This window comes from Aggregatibacter aphrophilus ATCC 33389 (assembly GCF_900636915.1).
GTDB classification, from domain to species: Bacteria; Pseudomonadota; Gammaproteobacteria; order Enterobacterales; family Pasteurellaceae; genus Aggregatibacter; species Aggregatibacter aphrophilus.
Map to the genome: position 1 here is coordinate 2,305,813 of NZ_LR134327.1, position 22,529 is coordinate 2,328,341.

Annotated in this window: 25 protein-coding genes and 3 pseudogenes; 1 reads left to right on the forward strand and 27 read right to left on the reverse strand. The window is 43.4% G+C overall.

Annotated features, from left to right (window positions below; translation table 11 throughout):
- Positions 1 to 19: 19 nt before the first annotated feature.
- The 6 genes and pseudogenes from EL144_RS11075 to rhlB form a co-directional block, all read right to left on the reverse strand.
- On the reverse strand, positions 20 to 904 hold the full coding sequence (locus EL144_RS11075) for a septal ring lytic transglycosylase RlpA family protein (RefSeq protein WP_005704541.1): 885 nt from the start codon (positions 902 to 904) through the stop codon (positions 20 to 22).
- A 48-nt stretch (positions 905 to 952) separates the two neighbouring features.
- A complete protein-coding gene (rodA, locus tag EL144_RS11080) occupies positions 953 to 2,074 on the reverse strand; it encodes a rod shape-determining protein RodA (protein ID WP_162200093.1) in 1,122 nt (373 codons plus the stop codon).
- A gap of 58 nt (positions 2,075 to 2,132) precedes the next feature.
- Positions 2,133 to 4,010, reverse strand: a pseudogene (gene mrdA, locus EL144_RS11085) (penicillin-binding protein 2); the annotation flags it as partial.
- Positions 4,010 to 4,477: a 23S rRNA (pseudouridine(1915)-N(3))-methyltransferase RlmH gene (rlmH, locus tag EL144_RS11090; protein ID WP_005701303.1), complete on the reverse strand. Its 468-nt coding sequence runs from the start codon at positions 4,475 to 4,477 to the stop codon at positions 4,010 to 4,012. The gene rlmH and the pseudogene mrdA, both read right to left, overlap by 1 nt.
- Positions 4,478 to 4,526: 49 nt before the next feature.
- A complete protein-coding gene (rsfS, locus tag EL144_RS11095; protein ID WP_005704538.1) occupies positions 4,527 to 4,835 on the reverse strand; it encodes a ribosome silencing factor in 309 nt (102 codons plus the stop codon).
- Between the two features lie 71 nt (positions 4,836 to 4,906).
- Positions 4,907 to 6,166 (reverse strand): ATP-dependent RNA helicase RhlB, encoded by a 1,260-nt coding sequence (gene rhlB / locus EL144_RS11100; RefSeq protein WP_032995336.1) that lies wholly within the window; start codon positions 6,164 to 6,166, stop codon positions 4,907 to 4,909.
- Between the two features lie 301 nt (positions 6,167 to 6,467).
- Between rhlB and rho the strand changes: the two genes are divergently transcribed.
- The gene (gene rho / locus EL144_RS11105; protein WP_005701308.1) at positions 6,468 to 7,730 is read left to right on the forward strand and encodes a transcription termination factor Rho; all 1,263 of its coding nucleotides are present in this window, start codon (positions 6,468 to 6,470) and stop codon (positions 7,728 to 7,730) included.
- A gap of 130 nt (positions 7,731 to 7,860) precedes the next feature.
- Here rho and EL144_RS11110 read toward each other — a convergent pair whose 3' ends face one another.
- The 21 genes and pseudogenes from EL144_RS11110 to EL144_RS11205 all read right to left on the reverse strand — a co-directional run bounded on the left by EL144_RS11110 (position 7,861) and on the right by EL144_RS11205 (position 22,466).
- On the reverse strand, positions 7,861 to 9,087 hold the full coding sequence (locus tag EL144_RS11110; protein ID WP_005704534.1) for an MFS transporter: 1,227 nt from the start codon (positions 9,085 to 9,087) through the stop codon (positions 7,861 to 7,863).
- A gap of 232 nt (positions 9,088 to 9,319) precedes the next feature.
- On the reverse strand, positions 9,320 to 9,550 hold the full coding sequence (acpP, locus tag EL144_RS11115; RefSeq protein ID WP_005544465.1) for an acyl carrier protein: 231 nt from the start codon (positions 9,548 to 9,550) through the stop codon (positions 9,320 to 9,322).
- Positions 9,551 to 9,819: 269 nt separating this feature from the next.
- Positions 9,820 to 10,548, reverse strand: coding sequence for a 3-oxoacyl-ACP reductase FabG (gene fabG, locus EL144_RS11120; RefSeq protein ID WP_005701310.1), 729 nt, complete (start codon positions 10,546 to 10,548; stop codon positions 9,820 to 9,822).
- Positions 10,549 to 10,570: 22 nt separating this feature from the next.
- A complete protein-coding gene (fabD, locus tag EL144_RS11125; RefSeq protein ID WP_032995321.1) occupies positions 10,571 to 11,509 on the reverse strand; it encodes an ACP S-malonyltransferase in 939 nt (312 codons plus the stop codon).
- Positions 11,510 to 11,616: 107 nt separating this feature from the next.
- Entirely contained in the window at positions 11,617 to 12,567 is a 951-nt protein-coding gene (locus EL144_RS11130; protein WP_005704532.1) for a beta-ketoacyl-ACP synthase III, read from the reverse strand.
- A gap of 35 nt (positions 12,568 to 12,602) precedes the next feature.
- Positions 12,603 to 13,637, reverse strand: a complete 1,035-nt coding sequence (gene plsX, locus EL144_RS11135; RefSeq protein ID WP_005704531.1) for a phosphate acyltransferase PlsX — start codon at positions 13,635 to 13,637, stop codon at positions 12,603 to 12,605.
- A 26-nt stretch (positions 13,638 to 13,663) separates the two neighbouring features.
- Positions 13,664 to 13,834 (reverse strand): 50S ribosomal protein L32, encoded by a 171-nt coding sequence (gene rpmF, locus EL144_RS11140; RefSeq protein WP_005544470.1) that lies wholly within the window; start codon positions 13,832 to 13,834, stop codon positions 13,664 to 13,666.
- A gap of 16 nt (positions 13,835 to 13,850) precedes the next feature.
- The gene (gene yceD / locus EL144_RS11145) at positions 13,851 to 14,375 is read right to left on the reverse strand and encodes a 23S rRNA accumulation protein YceD (RefSeq protein ID WP_050332904.1); all 525 of its coding nucleotides are present in this window, start codon (positions 14,373 to 14,375) and stop codon (positions 13,851 to 13,853) included.
- Between the two features lie 71 nt (positions 14,376 to 14,446).
- A complete protein-coding gene (gene bioD / locus EL144_RS11150) occupies positions 14,447 to 15,088 on the reverse strand; it encodes a dethiobiotin synthase (RefSeq protein WP_032995320.1) in 642 nt (213 codons plus the stop codon).
- The gene (gene bioC / locus EL144_RS11155; protein WP_032995319.1) at positions 15,088 to 15,852 is read right to left on the reverse strand and encodes a malonyl-ACP O-methyltransferase BioC; all 765 of its coding nucleotides are present in this window, start codon (positions 15,850 to 15,852) and stop codon (positions 15,088 to 15,090) included. Before bioC ends, bioD begins: the two co-directional genes overlap by 1 nt.
- A complete protein-coding gene (locus EL144_RS11160) occupies positions 15,843 to 16,496 on the reverse strand; it encodes a DUF452 family protein (protein WP_005704527.1) in 654 nt (217 codons plus the stop codon). The genes bioC and EL144_RS11160 overlap by 10 nt, the downstream gene beginning before the upstream one ends.
- Positions 16,481 to 17,653, reverse strand: a complete 1,173-nt coding sequence (locus EL144_RS11165; RefSeq protein WP_005704525.1) for an 8-amino-7-oxononanoate synthase — start codon at positions 17,651 to 17,653, stop codon at positions 16,481 to 16,483. Before EL144_RS11165 ends, EL144_RS11160 begins: the two co-directional genes overlap by 16 nt.
- The gene (gene bioA, locus EL144_RS11170; RefSeq protein ID WP_005704524.1) at positions 17,646 to 18,935 is read right to left on the reverse strand and encodes an adenosylmethionine--8-amino-7-oxononanoate transaminase; all 1,290 of its coding nucleotides are present in this window, start codon (positions 18,933 to 18,935) and stop codon (positions 17,646 to 17,648) included. Before bioA ends, EL144_RS11165 begins: the two co-directional genes overlap by 8 nt.
- A 167-nt stretch (positions 18,936 to 19,102) precedes the next feature.
- A pseudogene (locus tag EL144_RS11795) lies at positions 19,103 to 19,216 on the reverse strand (23S rRNA accumulation protein YceD); the annotation flags it as partial.
- Between the two features lie 61 nt (positions 19,217 to 19,277).
- Positions 19,278 to 19,784, reverse strand: a pseudogene (locus EL144_RS11175) (methyltransferase domain-containing protein); the annotation flags it as partial.
- A 314-nt stretch (positions 19,785 to 20,098) separates the two neighbouring features.
- The gene (locus tag EL144_RS11180; protein WP_032995468.1) at positions 20,099 to 20,332 is read right to left on the reverse strand and encodes a hypothetical protein; all 234 of its coding nucleotides are present in this window, start codon (positions 20,330 to 20,332) and stop codon (positions 20,099 to 20,101) included.
- A gap of 95 nt (positions 20,333 to 20,427) precedes the next feature.
- Positions 20,428 to 20,640 (reverse strand): ribbon-helix-helix domain-containing protein, encoded by a 213-nt coding sequence (locus EL144_RS11185; RefSeq protein ID WP_032995467.1) that lies wholly within the window; start codon positions 20,638 to 20,640, stop codon positions 20,428 to 20,430.
- A gap of 10 nt (positions 20,641 to 20,650) precedes the next feature.
- Positions 20,651 to 20,974 (reverse strand): lactate dehydrogenase, encoded by a 324-nt coding sequence (locus EL144_RS11190; protein ID WP_232010624.1) that lies wholly within the window; start codon positions 20,972 to 20,974, stop codon positions 20,651 to 20,653.
- Between the two features lie 115 nt (positions 20,975 to 21,089).
- Positions 21,090 to 21,563, reverse strand: coding sequence for a hypothetical protein (locus tag EL144_RS11195; protein ID WP_005705138.1), 474 nt, complete (start codon positions 21,561 to 21,563; stop codon positions 21,090 to 21,092).
- A gap of 38 nt (positions 21,564 to 21,601) precedes the next feature.
- Positions 21,602 to 22,057: a hypothetical protein gene (locus tag EL144_RS11200; RefSeq protein ID WP_050332963.1), complete on the reverse strand. Its 456-nt coding sequence runs from the start codon at positions 22,055 to 22,057 to the stop codon at positions 21,602 to 21,604.
- Between the two features lie 217 nt (positions 22,058 to 22,274).
- Complete coding sequence (locus EL144_RS11205; protein ID WP_005705136.1) at positions 22,275 to 22,466, reverse strand: hypothetical protein; 192 nt, start codon at positions 22,464 to 22,466, stop codon at positions 22,275 to 22,277.
- Positions 22,467 to 22,529: the final 63 nt, after the last annotated feature.

The following is a 22,529-nucleotide window of genomic DNA, read 5'->3' on the forward strand; positions in this document are numbered from 1 at the left end:
ATCCTAAAATAATGTATTGTTATTTATTATAAGAATACACAATTAGCGGTTCAGAATGATTTAAACGTCTTAATTGTGTTTTCAATTCTGTAATTTCGGCTTTTGAATTAAACGGTCCCAAATGGATATTATACTTTTTGCCATGTGCGGCAATTTCTGCTTTCACGTTTTCCAATGCCAATTCTTTGATAATTTGTTCGGCATTTTGACGGCTGGCGACATTCACCATTTTAATTTCATAACGCTCGACATTCACCGCGTTTGAGCCGCGAATAAATTTTGTGTTAGCTTTTGAAGAAGTCGACATAAAAGTAGCAGCCTCTGAATTATCCTTCAGGCGTTGTAAGCCTTCCTCCGTCTTGCTACTTTTCGCTAACGTGGAAACACCTGCGCCGGATAATTCACCGTTAGCATCCACATGCAAAGCCTCGACTTTCACCAAACCCATACCATAATTCACAATGCCGATTTCTTTTGCAGCCGCGTGAGATAAGTCAATAATGCGATCTTTAGCAAACGGGCCACGGTCATTAATGCGAACAATCACTTTGCGCTGATTATACATATTGGTCACAACAGCATAAGAATTTAACGGCAGGGTTTTATGCGCTGCAGTGTATAACGTGGAATCATAAATATCGCCGTTGGAGGTTTTGCGTCCATTAAACTTATGATGGTAGTAACTAGCAATACCTTGTTTGGAATAGTTTTTGGCCGTTTGATGCGATCTTGTAGTATAGGTTTCGCCTTTCACGTTATAGGTTTGCGAGGTGGCCGACATTGGACGATAAGTTAATGAAGGCCCTTCAATTCCATATAATTTTTTTGTTTCGGCTTGCACAGAAAGTGCGGTACAAAATGAAAACAAAATTATTATATAGTTTACAGTTTGCTTTAAATTCATTAAGTTTTCTCCCTCTCTGCCGAATCACCAATTAAGAAAACTGAAAACTTAATTAGTTCCCTTCAGAAAGTGTTCTCTGTGAGTATGAATTGACATCACTAAACCAAAACCAGCCATGATAGCAACATAGGAGGTTCCGCCATAACTCACTAGTGGTAACGGCACGCCGACAACAGGCAAAATACCGCTCACCATTCCAATATTAACAAAGACATAAACGAAGAAAATTAACGTTAATGCCCCAACTAAAATACGCCCAAATGCAGTCTGTGCACTAACGCCAATAATCAAACCGCGAGCAATAATAAACAAATAAATAGCCAATAAAATCAAGAAACCGATCATGCCATATTCTTCACTTAATACGGCAAAGATAAAATCCGTATGCGGTTCCGGTAAAAATTCCAATTGTGATTGCGTGCCTTGCATCCAACCCTTGCCCCATAAACCGCCCGAGCCAATAGCAATTTTTGACTGCCAAATATGGTATCCCGCACCCAATAAATCTTTTTCCGGGTCAAACAAGGTTAATATGCGGGTGCGTTGATAATCGTGCATTAAATAGAACCACATAATGGGAATAAACCCGGTAAGTCCGACAATTGCTGCTAAAATCAGCCACCAGCTCATGCCGGCTAAAAATACCACAAATAAGCCCGAACCGCTAACCAAAATCGCTGTACCTAAATCCGGCTGAATCGCCACAAGCAAGGTTGGCACAATAATAATGATTAATGCAACAAATGTTTCTTTTATTTTAATCGGTTGCGGACAATTACCCAAATATACTGCTACCATCAACGGTACTGCCAATTTAACGATTTCCGATGGCTGAAAACGCACAATGCCCAAATCTAGCCATCGTTGCGCACCTTTACTGGTGGTTCCAATCATATCCACCAAAACCAACAAAATAATTCCGATACCAAATAAATAAGGAGCAATACGCTGATAAAATTTCGGTGGGAACTGCGCCATCACCAACATGACAAAAAAGCCTAACGCGACTTGTACAATGCGACTGTGAAACATAGCTTCATTAGCACCGGAAGCACTATACAGCACAAACATACCATAGCCGGTAATTACCACCAATCCGATAAACAGCCATAAATCAATATGCAAATGACGCCACAACTCCAGCCAAATATTACGATCATTCATTTTCATTTGGCTCTCCTGTGGTCGGCTCGATTAACGGTTCTTCCGTGCTTTGTTCTATTGGTAACGGCGTGTTTTGTTTAAAGTAATAATCCATAATTTGTCTAACAATCGGCGCCGCATTGCTGGAACCTCCACCTGCATTCTCCAAAATTATGGATACGACAATTTGCGGGTTATCATAAGGGGCAAATGCAGTAAACCAAGCATGATCGTGTAATTCTTTTTTTAAAGCGCCTGCGTTATAACTTTGGTTCTCTTTCAAACTAAATACCTGCGCCGTACCGGATTTTCCCGCGACACGATAAGACGTACCGATAAAAGCTTTACGCCCCGTTCCGCCAGCACCGTTCACCACGTTATACATGCCGCGTTTTGCTTCATCCCAGAAATATTGCTTCGGTTCGGTAATATCTTCATACAGCAACGGATCTTTATAAGGTTCCACCACAGAACCCTCCACGCTCTTCATCAAGTGCGGTGTATTTACCTTACCGTTATTCACTAGAATACTGGTGGCTTTTGCTAGCTGAAGCGGCGTTGCCGTCCAATAGCCTTGCCCGATACCCACGGAAATAGTATCGCCTTGTACCCAAGCTTTTTTATAGCGTTTTTGTTTCCATTCTCGGGTCGGCATGTTGGCGCCGGTTTCCTCTTGGATATCAATACCGGTCGGCACACCAAAACCAAACCGTTTCATCCAATTGGACAAACGGTCAATCCCCAAATTGTAAGCGGTTTGATAAAAATAAGTATCGGAAGATTCGGTAATGGCTTTATTTAAATTTGTCATACCATGCCCACCTTTCCGCCAGTCACGGAAACGCTTGGTGCTATTTGGCAGACTCCAATAACCCGGATCATAAATGGTCATGTTCGGGGTAATCACATTTTCCTGCAAAGCAGACACCGCAATAAACGGTTTCACCGTAGATGCCGGCGGGTAAGCCCCTTGTGTCACACGGCTATAAAGCGGTCGATTCGGGTCATTTAACAAACGACTATAGGCCTCGCCGGAAATGCCATCCACAAATAAATTATTGTCGTAACTCGGTACGGAAACCATGGCTAAGATGCTGTTGTCTTTCGGATCCATCACCACCACGGCACCTTTATGCCCGGCCAAGAGTTCAGTAACATAAAGTTGTAAATTTAAATCAATCGTCAAATGAATGCTTTTTCCTGCAATGGCAGGCTGTTCTCGTAGCTTACGAATCACTTTACCACGGCTATTAACTTCCACCTCTTCAAAGCCTGTAGTACCGTGCAGAGAATCCTCATAATAACGTTCAATCCCGAGCTTACCTAAATCGTGAGTACCGGAATAATTCGCGAATTTTTCCTCTTTTTTCAGGCGTTCCACATCACGATCATTAATTTTCGACACATAACCTAAGATGTGGGTCAGCGGTTCACCATAAAGATAATGGCGTTTAAAATAAGGACGAATATCTAAACTTGGGAAATTATATTGATTCACTGCAAAGCGGGCGATTTGTTCTTCCGTTAAATTCGGTTTTAACATAATCGGCGTATAACGGGTTGAACGACGGCGTTCTTTCTTAAAATTTTCAATATCCGTATCGGTCAGCCCTACCAACACTTTTAATTCCTCAAAAGTGCGGTCTAAATTTTCCACTTTTTCCGGCACCACATATAATCCGAAAAAGGTCAAATTTTCTGCCAATAATTGTCCGTTGCGATCGTAAATCAAGCCTCGGGTTGGCGGTAATGGCAACAATTTAATGCGGTTGCCGTTAGAACGGGTTTGATAACTGTCGTAATTCACCACCTGCAAATCATATAGATTCAGAATCAACACTGCGGACAACACCAAAACGCCGATAAATGACACCAAAGCACGACGGGCAAACAAATTGCGCTCGGCTTTTTTATCACGAATCGGATCGTATTGCGGTTGCGACAGAAGTTTTTTTAGATTCATTATTCTCGGTGATATGGATGATTAGTCGTCAATGACCACGCGCGATAGAGGCTTTCGGCTACCACCACTCGCACCAAAGGATGTGGCAGAGTAAGCGGTGAAAGCGACCAGCTTTGCTCGGCGGCGGCTTTGCATTCGGGAGATAGGCCTTCTGGTCCGCCAATCAGCAAACACAGATCGCGCCCATCATTTTTCCAACTTTCTAATTGTTGGGCCAGTTGTTCGGTAGTCCAAGGTTTGCCGGGAATGTCCAACGTCACGATTTTGCCCTTTCCGGCAGCCGTCAACATGGCTTTGCCTTCTTGTTCCAAAATGCGCTTAATGTCGGCGTTTTTGCCCCGTTTGCCGGCAGGAATTTCGATCAGCTCAAAAGGCAATTCCTTCGGAAAACGACGTTGATATTCCTCAAAGCCTGTAGTTACCCACGAAGGCATTTTGGTTCCAACGGCAATTAACTGAATTTTCACCTTAGCTCCTCAAAAAACGTCATGAAAAACGACCGCACTTTATAGGCCTCTACGCCCAAAGTTTTTCTAATTGATACGTCTCGCGGCTGTCCGCCTGCATGATATGCACAATGGCTTCGCCTAAATCCACCACGACCCAATCAGCAGTCTCTTTGCCTTCATCGCCAAATACGTCAATACCGGCAAGTTTGCATTCGCTAATGAGCTTTTGCGCCAATGAAGACACATGGCGGGAAGACGTACCGGTGCATAAAATCATGGTATCGGTGATGGAAGATTTTCCTTTAACATTTAACGGTAAAATGTCGGTGGCTTTTAAATCATCTAATTTATTTACCACAAAATCGACTAACGACATACTTGCTCCTCAATTCAAAAAGCGGAAAATTTTAGCATTGAATAAAATCAACGCCAATCTTTATCACTGGTTTATCGCTTACCTTGAAACGGTTTACGACGATTATTGTTGCTTATACGGTGAGTACTTGTGGCGCGTTTTATTCGATAAGGCTTAGGAATGTCCTGTAACAACGCATTCGGATCATATTGACTCACTGGAATGCTATGCCCAATATATTCTTCAATAGCCGGTAAATTCATGGCATATTGCTCACAAGCAAAGCTGATGGAAATTCCACTTTCCCCCGCACGGCCGGTACGTCCGATACGATGCACATAATCTTCCCGATCGTCAGGCAAGTCGTAGTTAAAGACATGCGTCACTTCCGCAATGTGCAAACCACGCGCCGCCACGTCTGTTGCCACTAAAATATCCAATTCACCATCGGTAAATTGCTTTAATAAAGATAAGCGTTTTTTCTGCGCCACATCACCGGTCAACAAACCTACACGATGTCCGTCCGCCGCCAAATAGCCCCAAATCTCCTCACATTGATGTTTGGTGTTGGCGAAGATAATGCAACGCTCCGGCCATTCCTCTTCCAATAACGTCAATAATAAGCGGATTTTGTCTTGATTAGACGGATAAAACAGTTCTTCTTTAATTTGTCGGCCGGTTTTTTGCTCCGGCGCAATTTCCACATACTCGGGATCGTTCATATCCTCAAATGCCAATTCACGCACTTTGTAAGATAAGGTCGCGGAGAACAACATGGTCAAGCGCTGTTGTGGCGACGGGCATTTGCGCAATAAATAACGGATATCGCGTATAAAGCCTAAATCGAACATTCGATCCGCTTCATCCAACACCACCACTTGAATACGATCCAAACGGATAATGCCTTGTTTTACATAATCAATCACCCGCCCTGTGGTACCGATAAGCACATCAACCCCGTTCTCAATAGCTTTAAGCTGCTTATCATAACCATCACCACCGTAAGCAAGTGCGGTCTTAAATTGAGTTGTTTTTAAGAAAATCCGCGCATCATGCTCAATTTGCACGGCCAGCTCACGGGTTGGCGCAAGCACCAAAGCGCGCGGTTGATTTTTATCAGTTTCAGTTGGATGGGTTAATAAATGGTGAAAAAGTGCGGTTAAAAACGCGATTGTTTTTCCTGTGCCGGTTTGTGCCTGCCCCGCCACATCTTTGCCTTGTAATGTCACCGGCAAGGATAACGCCTGAATTGGGGTACAAAAATCAAATCCTTTCGTTGTTAGTGCTTGTAGCACCAAAGGATGTAAAGGTAAATCGGCAAAACGTGCCGAACTTAAATAATTCTCTTGCATAGTCATAAATTCATCATAAAAAATCGGCGCTAAGCATAGCACGAACGGGGCAAATCCCCAAAAATTACACACAATTAATTAAGATTATTTTGTAAACGAAATTTAAAGAAACACTGCTAAAAACATGTAGAAATCAGACCGCACTTTCCCTCAAACACAAGGAGTTATCGCGATAAAATAAAAAAATTAGCTAAAAACTAGACAGTGTGAAAATTTAATGCTAATTTACGCACCAATTTCAAAATCACTCCCATTCATTTATATCTAAAACATCGAATCTAAACAAACTTCAAATTAAATTATGCATCTTACAGAACTTAAAAACATGCCTGTTTCCGATCTCGTGAAACTCGGCGAAGACCAAATGGGTTTAGAAAATTTAGCCCGTTTACGCAAACAAGATATTGTTTTTGCGATTTTGAAGCAGCACGCCAAAGGTGGGGAAGATATTTTCGGTGGCGGCGTCTTGGAAATTTTACCGGACGGTTTTGGATTTCTACGTTCGGCGGACAGTTCCTATTTAGCCGGTCCTGATGATATCTATGTTTCCCCAAGCCAAATTCGTCGTTTCAATTTGCAAACAGGGGACAAAATCGAAGGTAAAATTCGACCGCCGAAAGAAGGCGAACGCTACTTTGCCCTCCTCAAAGTTGACCAAGTCAATGACGACAAACCGGAAGTTTCCCGCAGCAAAATCCTTTTCGAAAACTTAACCCCATTACACGCCAACTCCCGTTTAAGAATGGAACGCGGCAACGGCTCTACCGAAGATTTAACCGCCCGTATTTTAGATTTAGCCTCCCCTATCGGGAAAGGTCAGCGTGGCTTGATCGTAGCGCCACCGAAAGCGGGTAAAACCATGTTGTTGCAAAATATCGCGCAAAGCATTACCCACAACTATCCTGATGTCGAACTTATCGTATTACTGATCGATGAACGTCCGGAAGAAGTAACGGAAATGCAGCGCTCCGTAAAAGGCGAAGTGATTGCCTCCACCTTTGACGAACCGGCAACCCGTCACGTCCAAGTGGCAGAAATGGTAATCGAAAAAGCCAAACGTTCTGTAGAGCACAAAAAAGATGTGGTGATTTTGCTCGATTCCATCACCCGTTTAGCCCGCGCATACAATACCGTGACACCGGCATCCGGTAAAATTTTATCCGGTGGTGTAGACGCCAACGCATTACACCGTCCAAAACGTTTCTTCGGTGCAGCACGTAACGTGGAAGAAGGCGGTAGCTTAACCATTATCGCCACCGCATTAGTGGATACCGGTTCAAAAATGGACGAAGTCATCTTCGAAGAATTTAAAGGCACTGGTAACATGGAATTGCATCTTTCCCGTAAAATTGCGGAAAAACGCGTATTCCCCGCTATCGACTTCAACCGTTCCGGTACCCGTAAAGAAGACTTACTTACCACCCCTGACGAGCTGCAAAAAATGTGGATCCTACGCAAAATCCTTAACCCAATGGGCGAAGTGGAAGCGATGGAATTCCTTATCGACAAACTCGCCGTGGCGAAAACCAACGAAGAGTTTTTTGAGATTATGAAACGCTCATAATTTCCACCGTACTTTCAACAGAAAAGCCACTTTTGATAATACCAAAAGCGGCTTTTGTTTTTCACCGTTTTATCAATATGAAAAAGTGCGGTGAAAAAACACTTCATTTTTAAACCGCACTTTCATCGCATTAATGTAATTCTTTACCTTTTAACTCCGGCACCAAACATACCGTTGCTAACATATCAATGACATAAATCACGGCTAAAAATGCAATGGCGGTTTGGAAGGAATAAGCGGAAACCACTGCACCCACGGCTACCGGACCAAAGCCACCCACAGCACGCCCTAAGTTAAACAACACGTTTTGCGCGGTAGCACGTGCTTGGGTTGGGTAGGCTTCTGCCATTAAAGCACCGTAACCGCCCATCATGCCGTTAACAAACATCCCTAAGAATGCCCCGGTAATTAACATGGTATTCGGCTCCGTTAATTGAGAATAGGCGATGATACTGACCACCGCACCGGCCTGGAACAATAAGAAACTAGGCTTGCGCCCAATCCGATCGGCCAAGCGCCCAAAAATCCAAATGCCGGCCATCATGCCGCAAACGGTCACTGCCGTCCATACGCCGGATTTCGTCAAGCTGAAGCCAAGTTGTTTGGAGAGAAAATTCGGCATCCAAATCATAATGCCGTAATAACCGAAGTTTTGCACGGAGGTAAGGATGACCACGCCCAAACTAACTTTGACTGTGGCTTTGTCTTTCACTAATAATTTGAATGATTCCAATTTAGACGACCAACGGCTTGTTGTTTTTGGAAGTGCGATCTGTTTTTGCACAAAAATTTCAGGTTCATGCAAATGGGCGCGTAAATACCAAGCGACAAATGCCGGGAAGATGCCCACCACAAACATGCCACGCCAACCGATTTGCGGCAATAGTAACGGAGTTAACAATGCAGCGCCCAACACGCCGACCTGCCAACCAAGCGCCACATAGGAAGCGGCCTTGGCACGATGGCGCGCAGGCCAGGCTTCCGCTGCCAATGCCATGCCAATCCCAAATTCTCCGCCTAAACCGATACCGGCGATAGTGCGATAAATCAACAAATCCCAATAACCTTGCGCCAATGCACATAAACCAGTGAATACGGCAAAAAGAATGATCGTCCAAGTCAATACGCGCACACGACCGTATTTATCACTTAACGCGCCAAATACGATACCGCCGAAAACTGCGCCGACCAATGTCCAAGTCACTAAAGAACCGCCTTGTGCTGGGGTTAAGCCTAAGTCGGCGGAAATGGCCGTTAACATGAAACCAAGAATGAGAAGATCGAAACCGTCCATCGCATAGCCGACGGCAGAGCCTAGCAAGGCTTTCCAGCCATAGCTATTTACTTTTGTAGTCATTTTGAATTGTCCTTCTGTTACTCACGGGTAACATTTAAAGTTAGTAGAGAAGATTTTTTAGATTGCGTAAAACAAGGCTAAAAAATTGTGCGCTAGTTTACTGCTTTTCGGAAAAAATTCAATAAGTCAGAAAGATAAGTGCGGTGAGTTTTTAAGGTATTTTTATGGTAAGAATATGAAACCAGAAAAAATTTAGGCGGTTATAAGAACCGCCTAAATTGAGAATCAGAGATTATTGATTGTTTTGCACGTAATCAATCGCTGACTGAACAGTTGTGATTTTTTCAGCTTCTTCATCAGGAATTTCGATATCGAATTCTTCTTCTAAAGCCATAACCAATTCAACAGTATCTAAAGAATCCGCACCTAAATCTTCAACGAAAGACGCTTCAGGTTTTACATCTTCTTCTTTCACGCCTAATTGTTCAACGATGATTTTTTTTACGCGTTCTTCAATGCTCATTTGTTTCTTCCTATGTTTAAGTTTTCGCCCATTGCGATAAGTTAAGTAGTGTATGTATTTACAAAACACTTCGCAAGACTGCTTGTTAGAGGTCAAACCTCAAAAAAGAGTTCCGAATTTTTTGCAACCACATACAGTTTAAAATAGTTATGTCTTTCACAGACACCGAATGACGTAACCAAGTGACAGTTGCGAGGAGGATTTTAACATTAAGCAAATTAATTTGCACGCATTTATCCAATTTATCCGCAACCTTCACCTGCCGAACATTAGCTCATGTACATTCCGCCGTTAACGTGCAATGTCGTACCGTTAATATAAGCTGCATCGTCAGATGCCAAGAATGCCACAGCTTTGGCAATGTCTTTCGGCTCACCTAAACGCCCGGCCGGAATTTGTGATAATAAAGTGTTTTTCAATTCTTCACTTAAAACTTCTGTCATATCGGTGGCAACAAAACCAGGAGCAACTACGTTTACAGTAATACCGCGAGAAGCGACTTCTTTCGCCAAGGCTTTACTAAAACCGATTAAACCGGCTTTTGCCGCGCAATAGTTACTTTGCCCCGGATTACCTGAGGATCCCACGACGGAGCCGATATTGATGATACGTCCAAAGCGTTTTTTCATCATGCTGCGTAACATGGCTTTGGAAAGATGATAAACGGAGCTTAAATTGGTTTGTAAAATGTCAAACCATTCTTCATCTTTCATGCGCATTAACAGATTGTCACGGGTAATCCCCGCGTTATTGACCAAAATATCAATGTCACCGAATTCTTTTTTGATGCGCTCCAATACGCCTTCGATAGAGGCTTGATCGGCAACGTTTAATACCAATCCTCTGCCTTCTTCACCCAAATAGGCGGAAATACTTTCAGCGCCTTTTTCGGAAGTCGCCGTGCCGATAACGAAAGCACCTTTCAATGCCAACTCTTCTGCTACCGCGCGCCCGATACCACGGGTTGCACCTGTAACTAATGCAATTTTGCCTTGCATAGGTTTACTCCTTTATCAATTGTTATGCTAATAATTCATTCACCGCGTCCAATGATTTCACATCATTGACCGATGTAGCCTGTAAAGAATCAACGATACGTTTGGTTAAACCGTTTAACACTTTGCCCGGACCGATTTCCACCAACACTTCTACGCCACTATGCGACATTTTTTCTACAGTTTCTGTCCAACGCACCGGACTGTAAAGTTGACGAACAAGTTCGTTACGAATCGCATCTGCATCGGTTTCTGCTTTTACATCCACATTATTTAACACAGAAACGGTCGGGGCTTTCAATGTAATGCTTTCTAAGGAAACAGATAATTGATCTGCCGCCGGTTTCATTAATGCACAATGGGAAGGTACACTTACCGCTAACGGTAATGCACGTTTGGCACCAGCTTCTTTACATAATGCCGCTGCACGTTCTACCGCAGCTTTCGCACCGGCAATCACGACTTGGCCCGGCGAATTAAAGTTCACCGCAGAAACCACTTCGCCTTGCTCCGCTTGTTTGCAAGCGTTAATAATGGCTTCATTATCCAAACCGATAATCGCATACATAGCACCCGTTCCTTCCGGTACGGCTTGTTGCATAAGTTTACCGCGCAATTCCACCAATTTAACCGCATCTTGGAAATCTAACACACCGGCACACACCAACGCAGAATATTCGCCCAAACTATGACCGGCCATCACCTCCGGTTTTAATTCCGGGTATTTTTGTTGCCATACGCGATAAACAGCAACAGACGCCGTTAACAACGCAGGCTGCGTTTGCCATGTTTTGTTTAACTCTTCAGCCGGACCTTCCTGCACTAATTGCCACAAATCATAACCCAACGTTTCAGACGCTTGTTTAAAGGTTTCTTGTACAATCGGGTAGTCGCCGGCTAATTCCGCCAACATTCCCACGGTTTGTGAACCTTGTCCTGGGAAAACCATTGCAAATTTTTTCATGTGTTGCACCTATATTAAAAAATAAATCAATTCTTTCCGATATGTTTTACAGTCGAAAAGTGCGGTCAAAAATAACCGCACTTTTTTTATGAATAATAACAGATTATCTAAAATCTCACTAAGGCCGAACCCCAAGTCCAACCACCACCAAACGCTTCCAAAAGAAGCAATTGACCGCGTTGAATACGTCCGTCACGCACTGCTTCATCCAATGCAACCGGCACGGTTGCCGCGCTATTATTGGCATAACGATCCAACGTTACCACCACTTGCGACATATCCATATCTAATTTTTTCGCTGTAGCCGCAATAATACGTAAATTGGCTTGATGAGGCACCAACCAATCAATATCTTTTTTATCTAAATTATTAGCCGCAAGGGTTTCTTCCACCACATTAGAAAGTTCACGCACAGCCAATTTAAAGGTTTCATTACCCTGCATTTCAATATAGCCGGATTTTGCCACACCGCGATCAGGTTGCGGAAGTACCAACGCACTATGTTTATCTGCCGACGCATGCAAATGTGTAGAAATAATTCCCTCTTGTTCGGATGCTTCTAAAACAACAGCACCTGCGCCATCACCAAACAACACGACAGTGCTACGATCTGTTTCGTCTAACTTGCGTGAGTTTAAATCAGAACCGATGACGAGCGCTTTTTTCACTTTACCGGTACGGATAAATTGGTCGGCAACACCTAAGGCATATACAAAGCCGGTACAGGCGGCCGCTAAATCAAAAGCAATGGCATCATCAATCTCCAACATACCTTGAATTTGGCAGGCTGCGCTTGGATACGCGTGAGAGTTGCTGGTTGTCGCCACTAAAATAAGATCAATTTCCTGCGGATTAATGTTTGCTGCTTCAATGGCTTTTTTGGCAGCCTCGAAACCCATTGTAGACACCGTTTCATCAGGGGAAGCGATACGACGTTCACGAATACCGGAACGGGTAACAATCCATTCATCCGAAGTATCTACCATTTTTTCTAAGTCGGCATTGGTGCGAATATGTTGGGGTAAATAGCTACCTGTCGATAAAATTTTGCTAAACATAGTCATCTCGTTAAAAACAATAGCGAGGAAGCTCACTAATTCATTGATATTTCATTCTTATTTAAACCGGCCAAAATTTTTTGCGGAATTTGACGGCGGGCTTGTAACGCCGCATCAGCAATAGCATTCGCAAATGCCTCTATATTTGCACTACCGTGGCTTTTAACCACAACTGAAGTTAAACCGATAAGCGATGCGCCATTATATTGATCCGGATTGATTTTCTTTAATTGTTGGTATTTATCCTTGAAAAGGTATTTAATTAAACAACCAAAAACGCTACTTAATATACTATTTTTCTTATCACTTTTCAGTAAAGAAATCACATTCTTCGCTGCGCCTTCCAAGGTTTTCAGTGCAACATTGCCGGCAAAACCGTCACTCACAATCACATCCGCTTTGCCGTTAAGTAAAAAATTACCTTCAAGGAACCCAATGTAATTAAGTGCGGTGTCTTTTTTCAGTAAATCTGCTGCGTCCCGTAAAGATTTATACCCCTTCACCGCTTCAATGCCGATATTTAGTAGTGCAATGCGTGGATAAACCAGGTTGAGGGTATTTTCTGCAAAAATAGCCCCCATCAAAGCAAATTGGTATAAATTCTCCGCATCACATTCAATATTTGCCCCAAGATCTAACATGATCGTGCGCTCGCCTGTCACTGTCGGAATGGTGGAAATCAACGCAGGGCGATGAATTCCCTCTAAGGGTTGCAATAAAATTTTGGATAAGCCCATTAAAGATGCCGTATCCCCGGCACTGACGCAAGCCTGTGCATCGCCTTTTTGTACGGCCTCAATTGCCAAACGCATAGAGGTATCTTTGCTATGGCGCAACGCGTAGGAAATTCCCTGTCGATTATCAATCACACGGGCACAATGAATAATTTCAAAACGCTGACGAAGAGCATTGGGGACTGAGGATAAAAGCGGAAGAATCTGTTGGCGATCGCCAAACAACAAGAGAGAAAGCGTTGGATCACGTTCCAAGGCTAAAATGGATGCTGGGATAGTAATACGGGGACCAATGTCCCCGCCCATCGCATCTAACGCAAGGGTTAGACGACTCAAGTGATTACCTTTATGTAATTGGATAATTACTTGTTAATCACTTTACGACCACGGTAGTAACCGTCTGCGGTTACATGGTGACGTAAATGAGTTTCACCACTTGCTTTATCAACGGATACTGCAGCAGTTGTTAACGCATCGTGAGAACGACGCATATCACGACGTGAACGGGATTTTTTATTTTGTTGAACAGCCATTGGCTATACTCCTAAATTATTTTTGCTTTAAATTAGCTAATACAGCGAACGGGTTCGGTTTTTTTGCCAATTCTTCAGGCAATTCGCCAAAAACCTGTTCAGCCACGGACACTTCACAGTGTTCAGATGAATGCATTGGCACAATCGGCAGACTTAAAATTAATTCGTCTTCAATCGTACCAAGTAAATCTATTTCACCGAATTCATTGAATTCAATTGGCTCATAGATTTCCGGCAATACATCAATTTGATCCAAATTAGCCACCGGACTGTAACAAAATTCACAATCAACGGTTTGAATAAAGGGTTCGCCACAACGCTGACAATTTAACTCAACATCAACATTAGCATGGCCTTTCATGACAACCAATTTTTGCGGATCAATAAAGAACGATAATGTAACCTGTGCATCGCTGAGCACTTTACCAACCGATTCGGTAAGACGACTTAATTGATTAACCGAGTAATAACCCTGATAATCCAATCTTCGTTGGGCATCTTTAACCGGATCGACAGTGAGGGGTAGTTTTACCTTTTGCATAGGGCGTGAATATTACCCTCAGAAAATTAAATAGTCAAAGGAAATTATTGCGCAGAACATGAAAATCAATGCTAAAAATCGATTTTATCCATCAACATAAATTTTGTCGTCGAAAAGCGTTTAGCTAAGTAACCACGCAGATATTGTTGCGTATCTTGCGTAATCAATTCGTCAGTTGGCGGATAAAGATTGTAAATCAATGCCTCTACGCTAATTTTTCGCTGAGCGCACGCCTCAAGGCTGAGTAATGTGTGATTAATACTCCCCAATCTGCCGGAAGTCACCAGAATTAACGGATACCCATGCGCCGCGAGATAATCCAACGTGGTTTTCTCCTCGGAATAAGGCACCATCAAGCCCCCCGCGCCTTCTAGCAAAACATAATCGTAGTTTTGCGCCAAAAGTGCGGTGGATTTTTCAATTGTTTTTTCATCAATGCAAGTCTGTTGCAAACGTGCGGATAGGTGAGGCGAGCAAGGATAATCAAACAAATAAGGACATGTAATGCCCTGACGATCTTCCTCGGTTAACGCAATGCCTTGAATTTTTCGGTGAACGATAATGTCCGTCGATATATCCTGACAGCCCGTTTGCACCATTTTCTGTGTAATCACCGAATATCCCTGCTGCATTAAATGCTTAGCGTAATACCCTGTCGCAATAGATTTACCAATGTCCGTATCAATTCCGGAAACGAATAATACCTTTCCCATCATATATCCTCTTTTTTCTGCGCCAACATTAAAATCGGCACATAAGTTAACGAGACATTACCCTGCTCGTCGGCATACTGTTGCTGATATTGTTCACAAAAACGGGCAATTTTCTTGTAATTCCAACTTTGGTTATTGGTTGCCGTCACTCCGGTCTCTTTCAAATGTTTAAGCACCGACAACGGCGAATCAAATTTCAGCTGAATTTCTTTTTGTTCCAAATGCAACACAGAAAAAGCTGACGTTAATGTCTCCAGCCATTGCGCTAGATCGGGGTAATCCAAACCGACACCTGTTAAAGCCCTGACTTCGTGTAAATTGGTCGGGGCAAACGTACCGAATAAAATCATGCCATGAGGTGTTAAATGTGCTGCACAACGTTGAAGAAACGACAGCGGGTCAACAAACCACTGAATGGTCGAGGCGGAAGCAATCAAATCATATTGATGAGCAAAATCAAGATGCTCGCCACAACCTTGATAAAAACGATAATTTTTCTGTGGCAAATTATGTGCCAAGTGGTTGGTAACATCGCATAAATCATTGCAATTCCAATGTGTTGCGTTGATATGTTGCATGAGCAAGCGGGTAAAACTGCCCGTGCCACAACCAATCTCCAACACCCGTTGAAATTGATTAGCGCCTTTATCCAATAGCAGCTGTAATAAATCTTCGGTAATTTGCTTCTGGGCAATGGCATTTTGTTCGTAGGTTGGTAAGGCGGCGCTAAAACATTGCATCACCCTTTGTTGCGTTATTGCCATAGCTGTTCCCAGGTTTGTAGCAACGGGAACAGGTAATGTCCACCACCAATTTCACTCACCTCACAGCGTTCATGCCAATAATTTCGCTGATTTTGTGCAGGGAAAATACGATCTTGTGTACCAATAATCGCTTTCGTCCAAGATAACGCCGTATGTTGATGTTCTACCGATAACGCATCATAAAGTGCGGTCAATTCTGCGTGTATTTCTTCAATTGAACGCCGTCCTTCCAAAGATTGATATTGCTGCAACAACTGTTTGTCACCACACATACGACGCTCAAATTTGCCTTGATTGACTTCATCTAGCGTATCCAACGTGCCTTGAAAAACCGCACATGGAATGCCGTAGTCATCATGCATGGGCAAGCCTGTACCATTCATCGCAGTTGCAGAAAGCAAAGGGATTTGTCTCATCACACGTTCAGCTACCCAAACGCCCATCGACCACGCCACCAAACGCACATTTTCATAACGAGAAAAATCAAACTCCAACGAAAAATCCCGATAGTCATAACACAGCAACAGATCATACACCGGTGGAATAGCTAAATGTTGTACGGCAGAAGGCGGCGTACCCCAGCCGGCAAAATAAACGATTAAATTCCGGCTTGGTGGATTTTGGCTAATTAATTGATATTGCATAAAAATAACTGTTCTATAAATTGCTCAAGTTCATCATGCGTGATGTCAGCGGTGAGAGACAAACGAATACGCGAGGTGCCGACAGGCACTGTCGGCGGACGAATCGGTAGGCAATAATATCCTTGCTGTTGCAGGCGTTGCGCCGTTTGCACGGTGCGTTGGTTGTCGCCGAGAATAAAAGGTACGATATGACTTTCACTAGGCATTGGCATATTTAACTTTTCTGCCACGATGTGCCGTAAGCGCGCGCTTAATTGCATAAGATGTTGCCGTTTTGCCTGGAAGTGCGGTCGTTTTTCAAAGAGAAATTCTGTCCACGCCACATTAAACGGGGGTAACGCGGTGCTAAAAATCAACGGGCGCATGGTGTTAATTAAATAATCTTTGATCACTTGATCGCAAACCACATAAGCCCCCATCGATGCCAACGCTTTGCCGAATGTGCCTACCAAGAAATCAATGTACGGAAGGCAATTCATCTGCTCGGCAACGCCTAACCCCTGTTCGCCGTAAACCCCAATGCCGTGCGCTTCATCCACATACAACATGACATTGCCAAATTGCCGTTTAAATGCCACTAATTGAGGTAAGTCGGCAAAATCGCCGTCCATGCTAAACAGGCTTTCCGTCACCACAATAATGCGTTCGTAGTTGAGATGCTGTTTTTGCAAAATCTCGTGCAAATGGGCGTAATCATTGTGGCGATAACGCACAAACGGCGCATCGCTCAAACGGATGCCGTCAATAATACTGGCATGCACCAGCTTATCCGCCACGATCAACGTTTGTTTATTAGCTACCGCCGGTAAAATACCGATGTTGGCGTGATAGCCGCTGTTAAACAACAAACAGGCTTCACGCTGAAATGCCTCCGCCATCTGCTGCTCAAGACTTTCATACTCAGGGAAATTACCGGTTAATAAACGGGAAGAGGACGAGGTAAAGTGCGGTCGTTTTTCCGCAAGTTTTTCAAGAAATGCTTGCTGCAATGCATCGTCATTAGCCAGCCCGAGATAATCATTGGAAGCCAGATTCAGCATTGACCGTCCGTTTTGCTCCACAAAATTGCCCTTATGCACAATTTGCGGAAAGCGACGATATTGTTCTTTTTGACGGAGTTTTTCCAATTGTGCTGCAAAATAATCTGACTTACTCATGGTATTCCTCTTTAATCGCTATCAGCATGCCTGCCGTTAACGCCGATAATTGGGTTGGAGTGATAATGAAGGGCGGCATGATATAAACGAGCTTGCCGAAAGGACGTACCCAAACACCGTGCGCCACCAGACGAGCCTGTAAACTCGCCAAATCTACCGGCTCATGCATTTCTAGTACGCCGATAGCGCCGAGTACGCGCACTTCTTTGACGGATTTAAAACTTGCCGCGATTCGTAACTCGGCTTTCAGTTGGGCTTCGATCCGTTGGACATTACCCTGCCAATCACTTTCCAACAACAAATCAATGGATTCGGCGGCAATGGCACAAGCCAACGGATTCGCCATAAAGGTCGGGCCGTGCATAAAACAATGCGCTTCGCCCTGGCAAATGGTTTGTGCAATGGCACGCGTGGTGATGGTGGCGGACAGGGTTAAATAACCGCCTGTAAGTGCTTTGCCGATACACATAATATCCGGCGAAATGCCGGCATATTCAGCGGCAAACAATTTGCCCGTGCGTCCAAAACCGGTGGCAATTTCATCAAAAATCAGCAATACGCCGTATTGTTCGCACAGCTGCTTGGCGCGCATCAAATACATCGGCGAATAGAAATACATTCCCCCCGCCCCTTGTACCACCGGCTCCAAAATAAGTGCGGTCAGTTCTGCGCCTTTTTTTTCTAATAAATCTGCTAAGGATTTAATATCGTCTTCGTTCCAAGACTGCCCAAAAGGCGTTTGCGGCTGCGGGAGAAAATATTGCACCAGCAAACTTTTCGCAAACAGCCCATGCATACCTGTCACCGGATCGCACACCGACATCGCATGCCAAGTATCGCCGTGATAACCGGAACGAATAGTGGCGAATTTATGCCGTTGTGTTTCGCCTTTGGCGTGTTGATATTGAATCGCCATTTTCATCGCCACTTCTACGGCAATAGAGCCGCTGTCGGCAAAGAAGATTTGCTCCAACCCTTGCGGCAATAAAGGCAATAATTTTTGCGCCAATTTGACGGCGGGTTCGTGCGTTAAGCCGCCAAACATAATGTGGCTCATGTGTTCCAACTGTTTTGTCGCGGCCGCATTCAAGCGCGGATGATTGTAGCCGTGCAACGCCGCCCACCAAGAGGACATGCCGTCAATCAGTTGGCGACCATCTTTTAGCGTGATCACCACGCCTTCGGCACGTTCAACGGCATAAATCGGGGTGGTTGGTGGAAGTGCAGCATAAGGATGCCAAATATGCTCACGATCAAATTGTAATAACTGTTGTTGGTTCATAGAGTTAGATTCAAAAATTGAGAGGTAGCAATTTTACCTTAGAAAATATGGCAATCCTAAAACTTTGCACGCCTCCACCCAACTTTTTATGTATTTTGAGGCATTTGCCAAAAAACCTATTCAGCTACGGACACTTCACCGTATTCAGATGAATGTATTGGCACGATGAGCACTTTACCGACCCATTCGAGAAGACGACCTAACTGATTAACCGAGTAATAACCCTGATAATCTAATCTTCGTTGTACATCTTTAACCGGATCGGCAGTGAGAGGGGAAATAGCTTTGCCTTTTGCATAGAGAGTGAGTATTACTCTCAGAAAATTAAATAGTCAAAGAAAACTATTGTTTTTTCTTTGACAAGACAAAAATCGGCGAATACGTTAGAGACACTTTGCCCGAATAATCGGCATAGTGGCGACGATATTGGTCACAAAATTGCACAATTTTATTCCGGTTCCAAATTTGATTATTCGTTGCGGTGACACCGGTTTCCTTCAAATGTCTCAATACCAACAAGGGGGAATCAAATTTCAATTCAATCTCCGTTTGTTCCAAATGAGCTAAATGAAAATTATCAAGCAACCAATTATACCATTGACATAAATGGGGGTAATTCAAGCCAATACCACTTAAGGTTCTGACTTCCGTCAAATTATCTGGTGTAAATGTACTAAATAGCAACACGCCATTTGGCGCCAAATGTTCCCAACAACGTTGAATAAATGCTTGTTGGTTCTCAAACCACTGCACCGTTGAGCAAGAAACAATCAAATCATATTGTTTATTGGTGAAGCCTAAATATTCGCCATCTGCTTGATAAAAATAATAATTTTGATGAGGCAGATTGTAGCGAGCCGCGCAATTTTGGAAATTTAACCGTATAATTTTAGAAATAAAAAATCACTCATTTTCCACGTTTAAGTGGTTACAACGCTCCTTAAATTTTACCTGTAATCCCAAGTCATTTACCCTCAGAATTTACCTATCGTTACCAAGTACAAAACAAAAACGGCAGAGTACGAAACCTGCCGTTTTTGCTTGAAGCTTTATAGGGAATGACTAATAGTTAGTCATTAATAAGCCTTTTATTTTAACACGCGGATAAACATCCGAAAAAACACCGTCAGATTACTCTGACGGTTTAAATCTTACTCCCTTAATTAATAACGGTCAACCCATTTTTTGCCGTCCTCTTTACTTGCGATCTCATCAACCAATAAGCCGTTAGCGTTAAGGCTGTAGATTGTACCGATTTTGAGGGCTGTACCTTGGAAGCATTGACGGCGGGAAGCCTCGCGTTTAGCGTCTGATAGATTGGTTGCCTTTAGCATCTCTGCTTGTGCTATTGCGTTAACGCTGCTGGACTCACTGAAATAATAAGTTGTAGTTGTCATTTTTATATCTCCTGCGGCTGGTTGATAATGTTGTAAGCTCGGTGCCGCGTCCCTCTTGCTTACGTGGTCTATATTATATCGTACTATATAATATATCAATCACTATTTTGTAAATTTTTGTAAAGCGTTAACAGTTTGCGGAACATTTCCGCTTTAGAAATCCCCTCCGTTACACATAAGCTATCAAACTCAGCTACGACCTCGGGTTTGAGTTGGAACTTGATTTGCTTATAGTTTGCTTTGTTGTAATTGCCGGCGTTTTGGCTAATCAGCCGCTTAGTACTGTCAGCAAGTTTTTTGTAGCCCATAATTAACTCCTTATCTCTCAAGCCAGGCCCATGCAACACATCGCTCTACGTCAGCAAATAATGGCATATTTAGCATGTCTTGCATTGTTACATTGTCTGTGTAGAGCTTAACTGCGCAGAACGGCACGTTCGGTGGATCCCCTTTTCCGTCAACAATCGACCATGCTTGCGCTTTGCGGGCGGAACGACGGCATACGACAAACTTAACAAGCGTCGTATGATTTAGCGCGTCATCCAGTCGCACAATCTCAAACTCTGCTAAATTAGTGTTGCTAAAGTTGCACTTGCACGCGTAATCCGTCTCAAAGACGCCACGCAATATACCCTTAAACATATCATCAAGCCACGGTTTTAAAAGTACGGAGGTGTCCGATGAGATTTCCGAGCGCGGGCTTTTGCGCACATGCCCGGTTGTTGTCGTGACGTGGTATATGTATTTTTCGGCCATTTTAGTCCTCATCATAATTGTATTTGTCAAAATCTACGCCATGTACCGTTGACCGCCAAATTTCATCGACCGGTCGCAAGTCAAGATTGTCAAAATCAAATAGTTTGACATCGCGACGCTTGTAATAAACAAACCGCAAAGGGAGGTTATTTAGTGCCAGTTTGTCGCATTGTTTGCGGCTTAACCGCGTTCTTGTACGTACTCTTTTTGTTTTAATGTAGTTAATAATGTCGATTGGCTGGTAGGTTGCGATATCTTCTGACGGCTCACCGTCAATATTGTATTTAACCGACTCATTTGGCTCTAATTTATTTAAGCAACCGTGGTATAGCACAAACTGGTCACTTGCTTTTTTGTGATAAAAATCACGTTCTTCTTGGTTATCAAAGTAGCCAAAATAGTCATCAACGATTAATACCCATTTATCCGTTGAGTTGTGTAAACCAAAACTCGGTGTGCGAGATGATTTTTTCATTTTATCCTCCTGCCCCGTTAGCCCGGGGCGTGGCGTTATTATTTAATACACTCGTTTAAAAGGGATTCGACGCTGTGGTCTCTCAAATCAATCCATCTTGCCGCGCTGTCCTCGTTTTTATAAGTAGTGGCGAATGCTTGGAGTTTCGTATCTTGTTCTAGCTCCACTTCGGTTAATGCTCGTTTGGCTTTTAACGCCTCAATTCTTCCCAAGATTTCATTTAATTTTTTAATTTTTTCTGCGCGGATGGTTTCCGCCCATGCGATTTGTTTCGGTGTGCCGGTGAGGGTTGGTAAGTGAGCTTCGGCGTTGGCTTTTGCGCTTTCAGCGTTTTTGGCGTCGCGCTCTGCTTGTTGTTGCGCTTTGTAGCACTCATAGCAAATTTGATTGGCAAGCCACTCTTGTTTGTTGTCGCGCTCACCGTGAGAATTGGTGCCGTAGATTTGATGGACTTGAGTGTGTCCGCAGATGTGTTTGATTGTGTATTTAGCCATTTTGTTATCTCCTGCGGCGGGTTGATAATGTTGTAAGCTCGGTGCCGCGTCCCTCTTGCTTACGGGGTGTATATTATATCGTACTATATAATATATCAACCACTATTTTGTCAATTTTGTGTAAATATTTAAAAGCCCCTTAAACTAGGTTTAAAGGGCTTTTGAATTATCTCTCCGACATTAATGTCGGAGAGATTAGAACTTATCAAGTTATTATCTATTCCGCTTTAATATCAACTACATCAAGCGGGCTTTGTGAGTCTGCGTAAAATGAGCCGTTAGCGTTGTGCCAGTGCGTCGGCGGTAGCTCATCGCCGTTATGCTCAACGATTAATAGCTTGCCAAATTGGCTCTCATAGACGACGGTGCCTGTATTGCCGTTGCGGAGGGTGACTGTTTTATCTTGCATTATTTAATCCTTATTTGGGGTTGTTGATTATTTCTTCATAAAGTGCGGTCATTTTTTAAAACG

Bases quoted from the DNA above. Each gene is read 5' to 3' on its own strand.
- EL144_RS11075 (WP_005704541.1), bottom strand. From the start codon at position 904: ATGAATTTAAAGCAAACTGTAAACTATATAATAATTTTGTTTTCATTT.
- rodA (WP_162200093.1), bottom strand. From the start codon at position 2,074: ATGAAAATGAATGATCGTAATATTTGGCTGGAGTTGTGGCGTCATTTG.
- rsfS (WP_005704538.1), bottom strand. From the start codon at position 4,835: ATGTCGTTAGTCGATTTTGTGGTAAATAAATTAGATGATTTAAAAGCC.
- rhlB (WP_032995336.1), bottom strand. From the start codon at position 6,166: ATGCAAGAGAATTATTTAAGTTCGGCACGTTTTGCCGATTTACCTTTA.
- rho (WP_005701308.1), top strand. From the start codon at position 6,468: ATGCATCTTACAGAACTTAAAAACATGCCTGTTTCCGATCTCGTGAAA.
- EL144_RS11110 (WP_005704534.1), bottom strand. From the start codon at position 9,087: ATGACTACAAAAGTAAATAGCTATGGCTGGAAAGCCTTGCTAGGCTCT.
- acpP (WP_005544465.1), bottom strand. From the start codon at position 9,550: ATGAGCATTGAAGAACGCGTAAAAAAAATCATCGTTGAACAATTAGGC.
- fabG (WP_005701310.1), bottom strand. From the start codon at position 10,548: ATGCAAGGCAAAATTGCATTAGTTACAGGTGCAACCCGTGGTATCGGG.
- fabD (WP_032995321.1), bottom strand. From the start codon at position 11,509: ATGAAAAAATTTGCAATGGTTTTCCCAGGACAAGGTTCACAAACCGTG.
- EL144_RS11130 (WP_005704532.1), bottom strand. From the start codon at position 12,567: ATGTTTAGCAAAATTTTATCGACAGGTAGCTATTTACCCCAACATATT.
- rpmF (WP_005544470.1), bottom strand. From the start codon at position 13,834: ATGGCTGTTCAACAAAATAAAAAATCCCGTTCACGTCGTGATATGCGT.
- yceD (WP_050332904.1), bottom strand. From the start codon at position 14,375: ATGCAAAAGGTAAAACTACCCCTCACTGTCGATCCGGTTAAAGATGCC.
- bioD (WP_032995320.1), bottom strand. From the start codon at position 15,088: ATGGGAAAGGTATTATTCGTTTCCGGAATTGATACGGACATTGGTAAA.
- bioC (WP_032995319.1), bottom strand. From the start codon at position 15,852: ATGGCAATAACGCAACAAAGGGTGATGCAATGTTTTAGCGCCGCCTTA.
- EL144_RS11160 (WP_005704527.1), bottom strand. From the start codon at position 16,496: ATGCAATATCAATTAATTAGCCAAAATCCACCAAGCCGGAATTTAATC.
- EL144_RS11165 (WP_005704525.1), bottom strand. From the start codon at position 17,653: ATGAGTAAGTCAGATTATTTTGCAGCACAATTGGAAAAACTCCGTCAA.
- bioA (WP_005704524.1), bottom strand. From the start codon at position 18,935: ATGAACCAACAACAGTTATTACAATTTGATCGTGAGCATATTTGGCAT.
- EL144_RS11180 (WP_032995468.1), bottom strand. From the start codon at position 20,332: ATGACAACTACAACTTATTATTTCAGTGAGTCCAGCAGCGTTAACGCA.
- EL144_RS11185 (WP_032995467.1), bottom strand. From the start codon at position 20,640: ATGGGCTACAAAAAACTTGCTGACAGTACTAAGCGGCTGATTAGCCAA.
- EL144_RS11190 (WP_232010624.1), bottom strand. From the start codon at position 20,974: ATGTTTAAGGGTATATTGCGTGGCGTCTTTGAGACGGATTACGCGTGC.
- EL144_RS11195 (WP_005705138.1), bottom strand. From the start codon at position 21,563: ATGAAAAAATCATCTCGCACACCGAGTTTTGGTTTACACAACTCAACG.
- EL144_RS11200 (WP_050332963.1), bottom strand. From the start codon at position 22,057: ATGGCTAAATACACAATCAAACACATCTGCGGACACACTCAAGTCCAT.
- EL144_RS11205 (WP_005705136.1), bottom strand. From the start codon at position 22,466: ATGCAAGATAAAACAGTCACCCTCCGCAACGGCAATACAGGCACCGTC.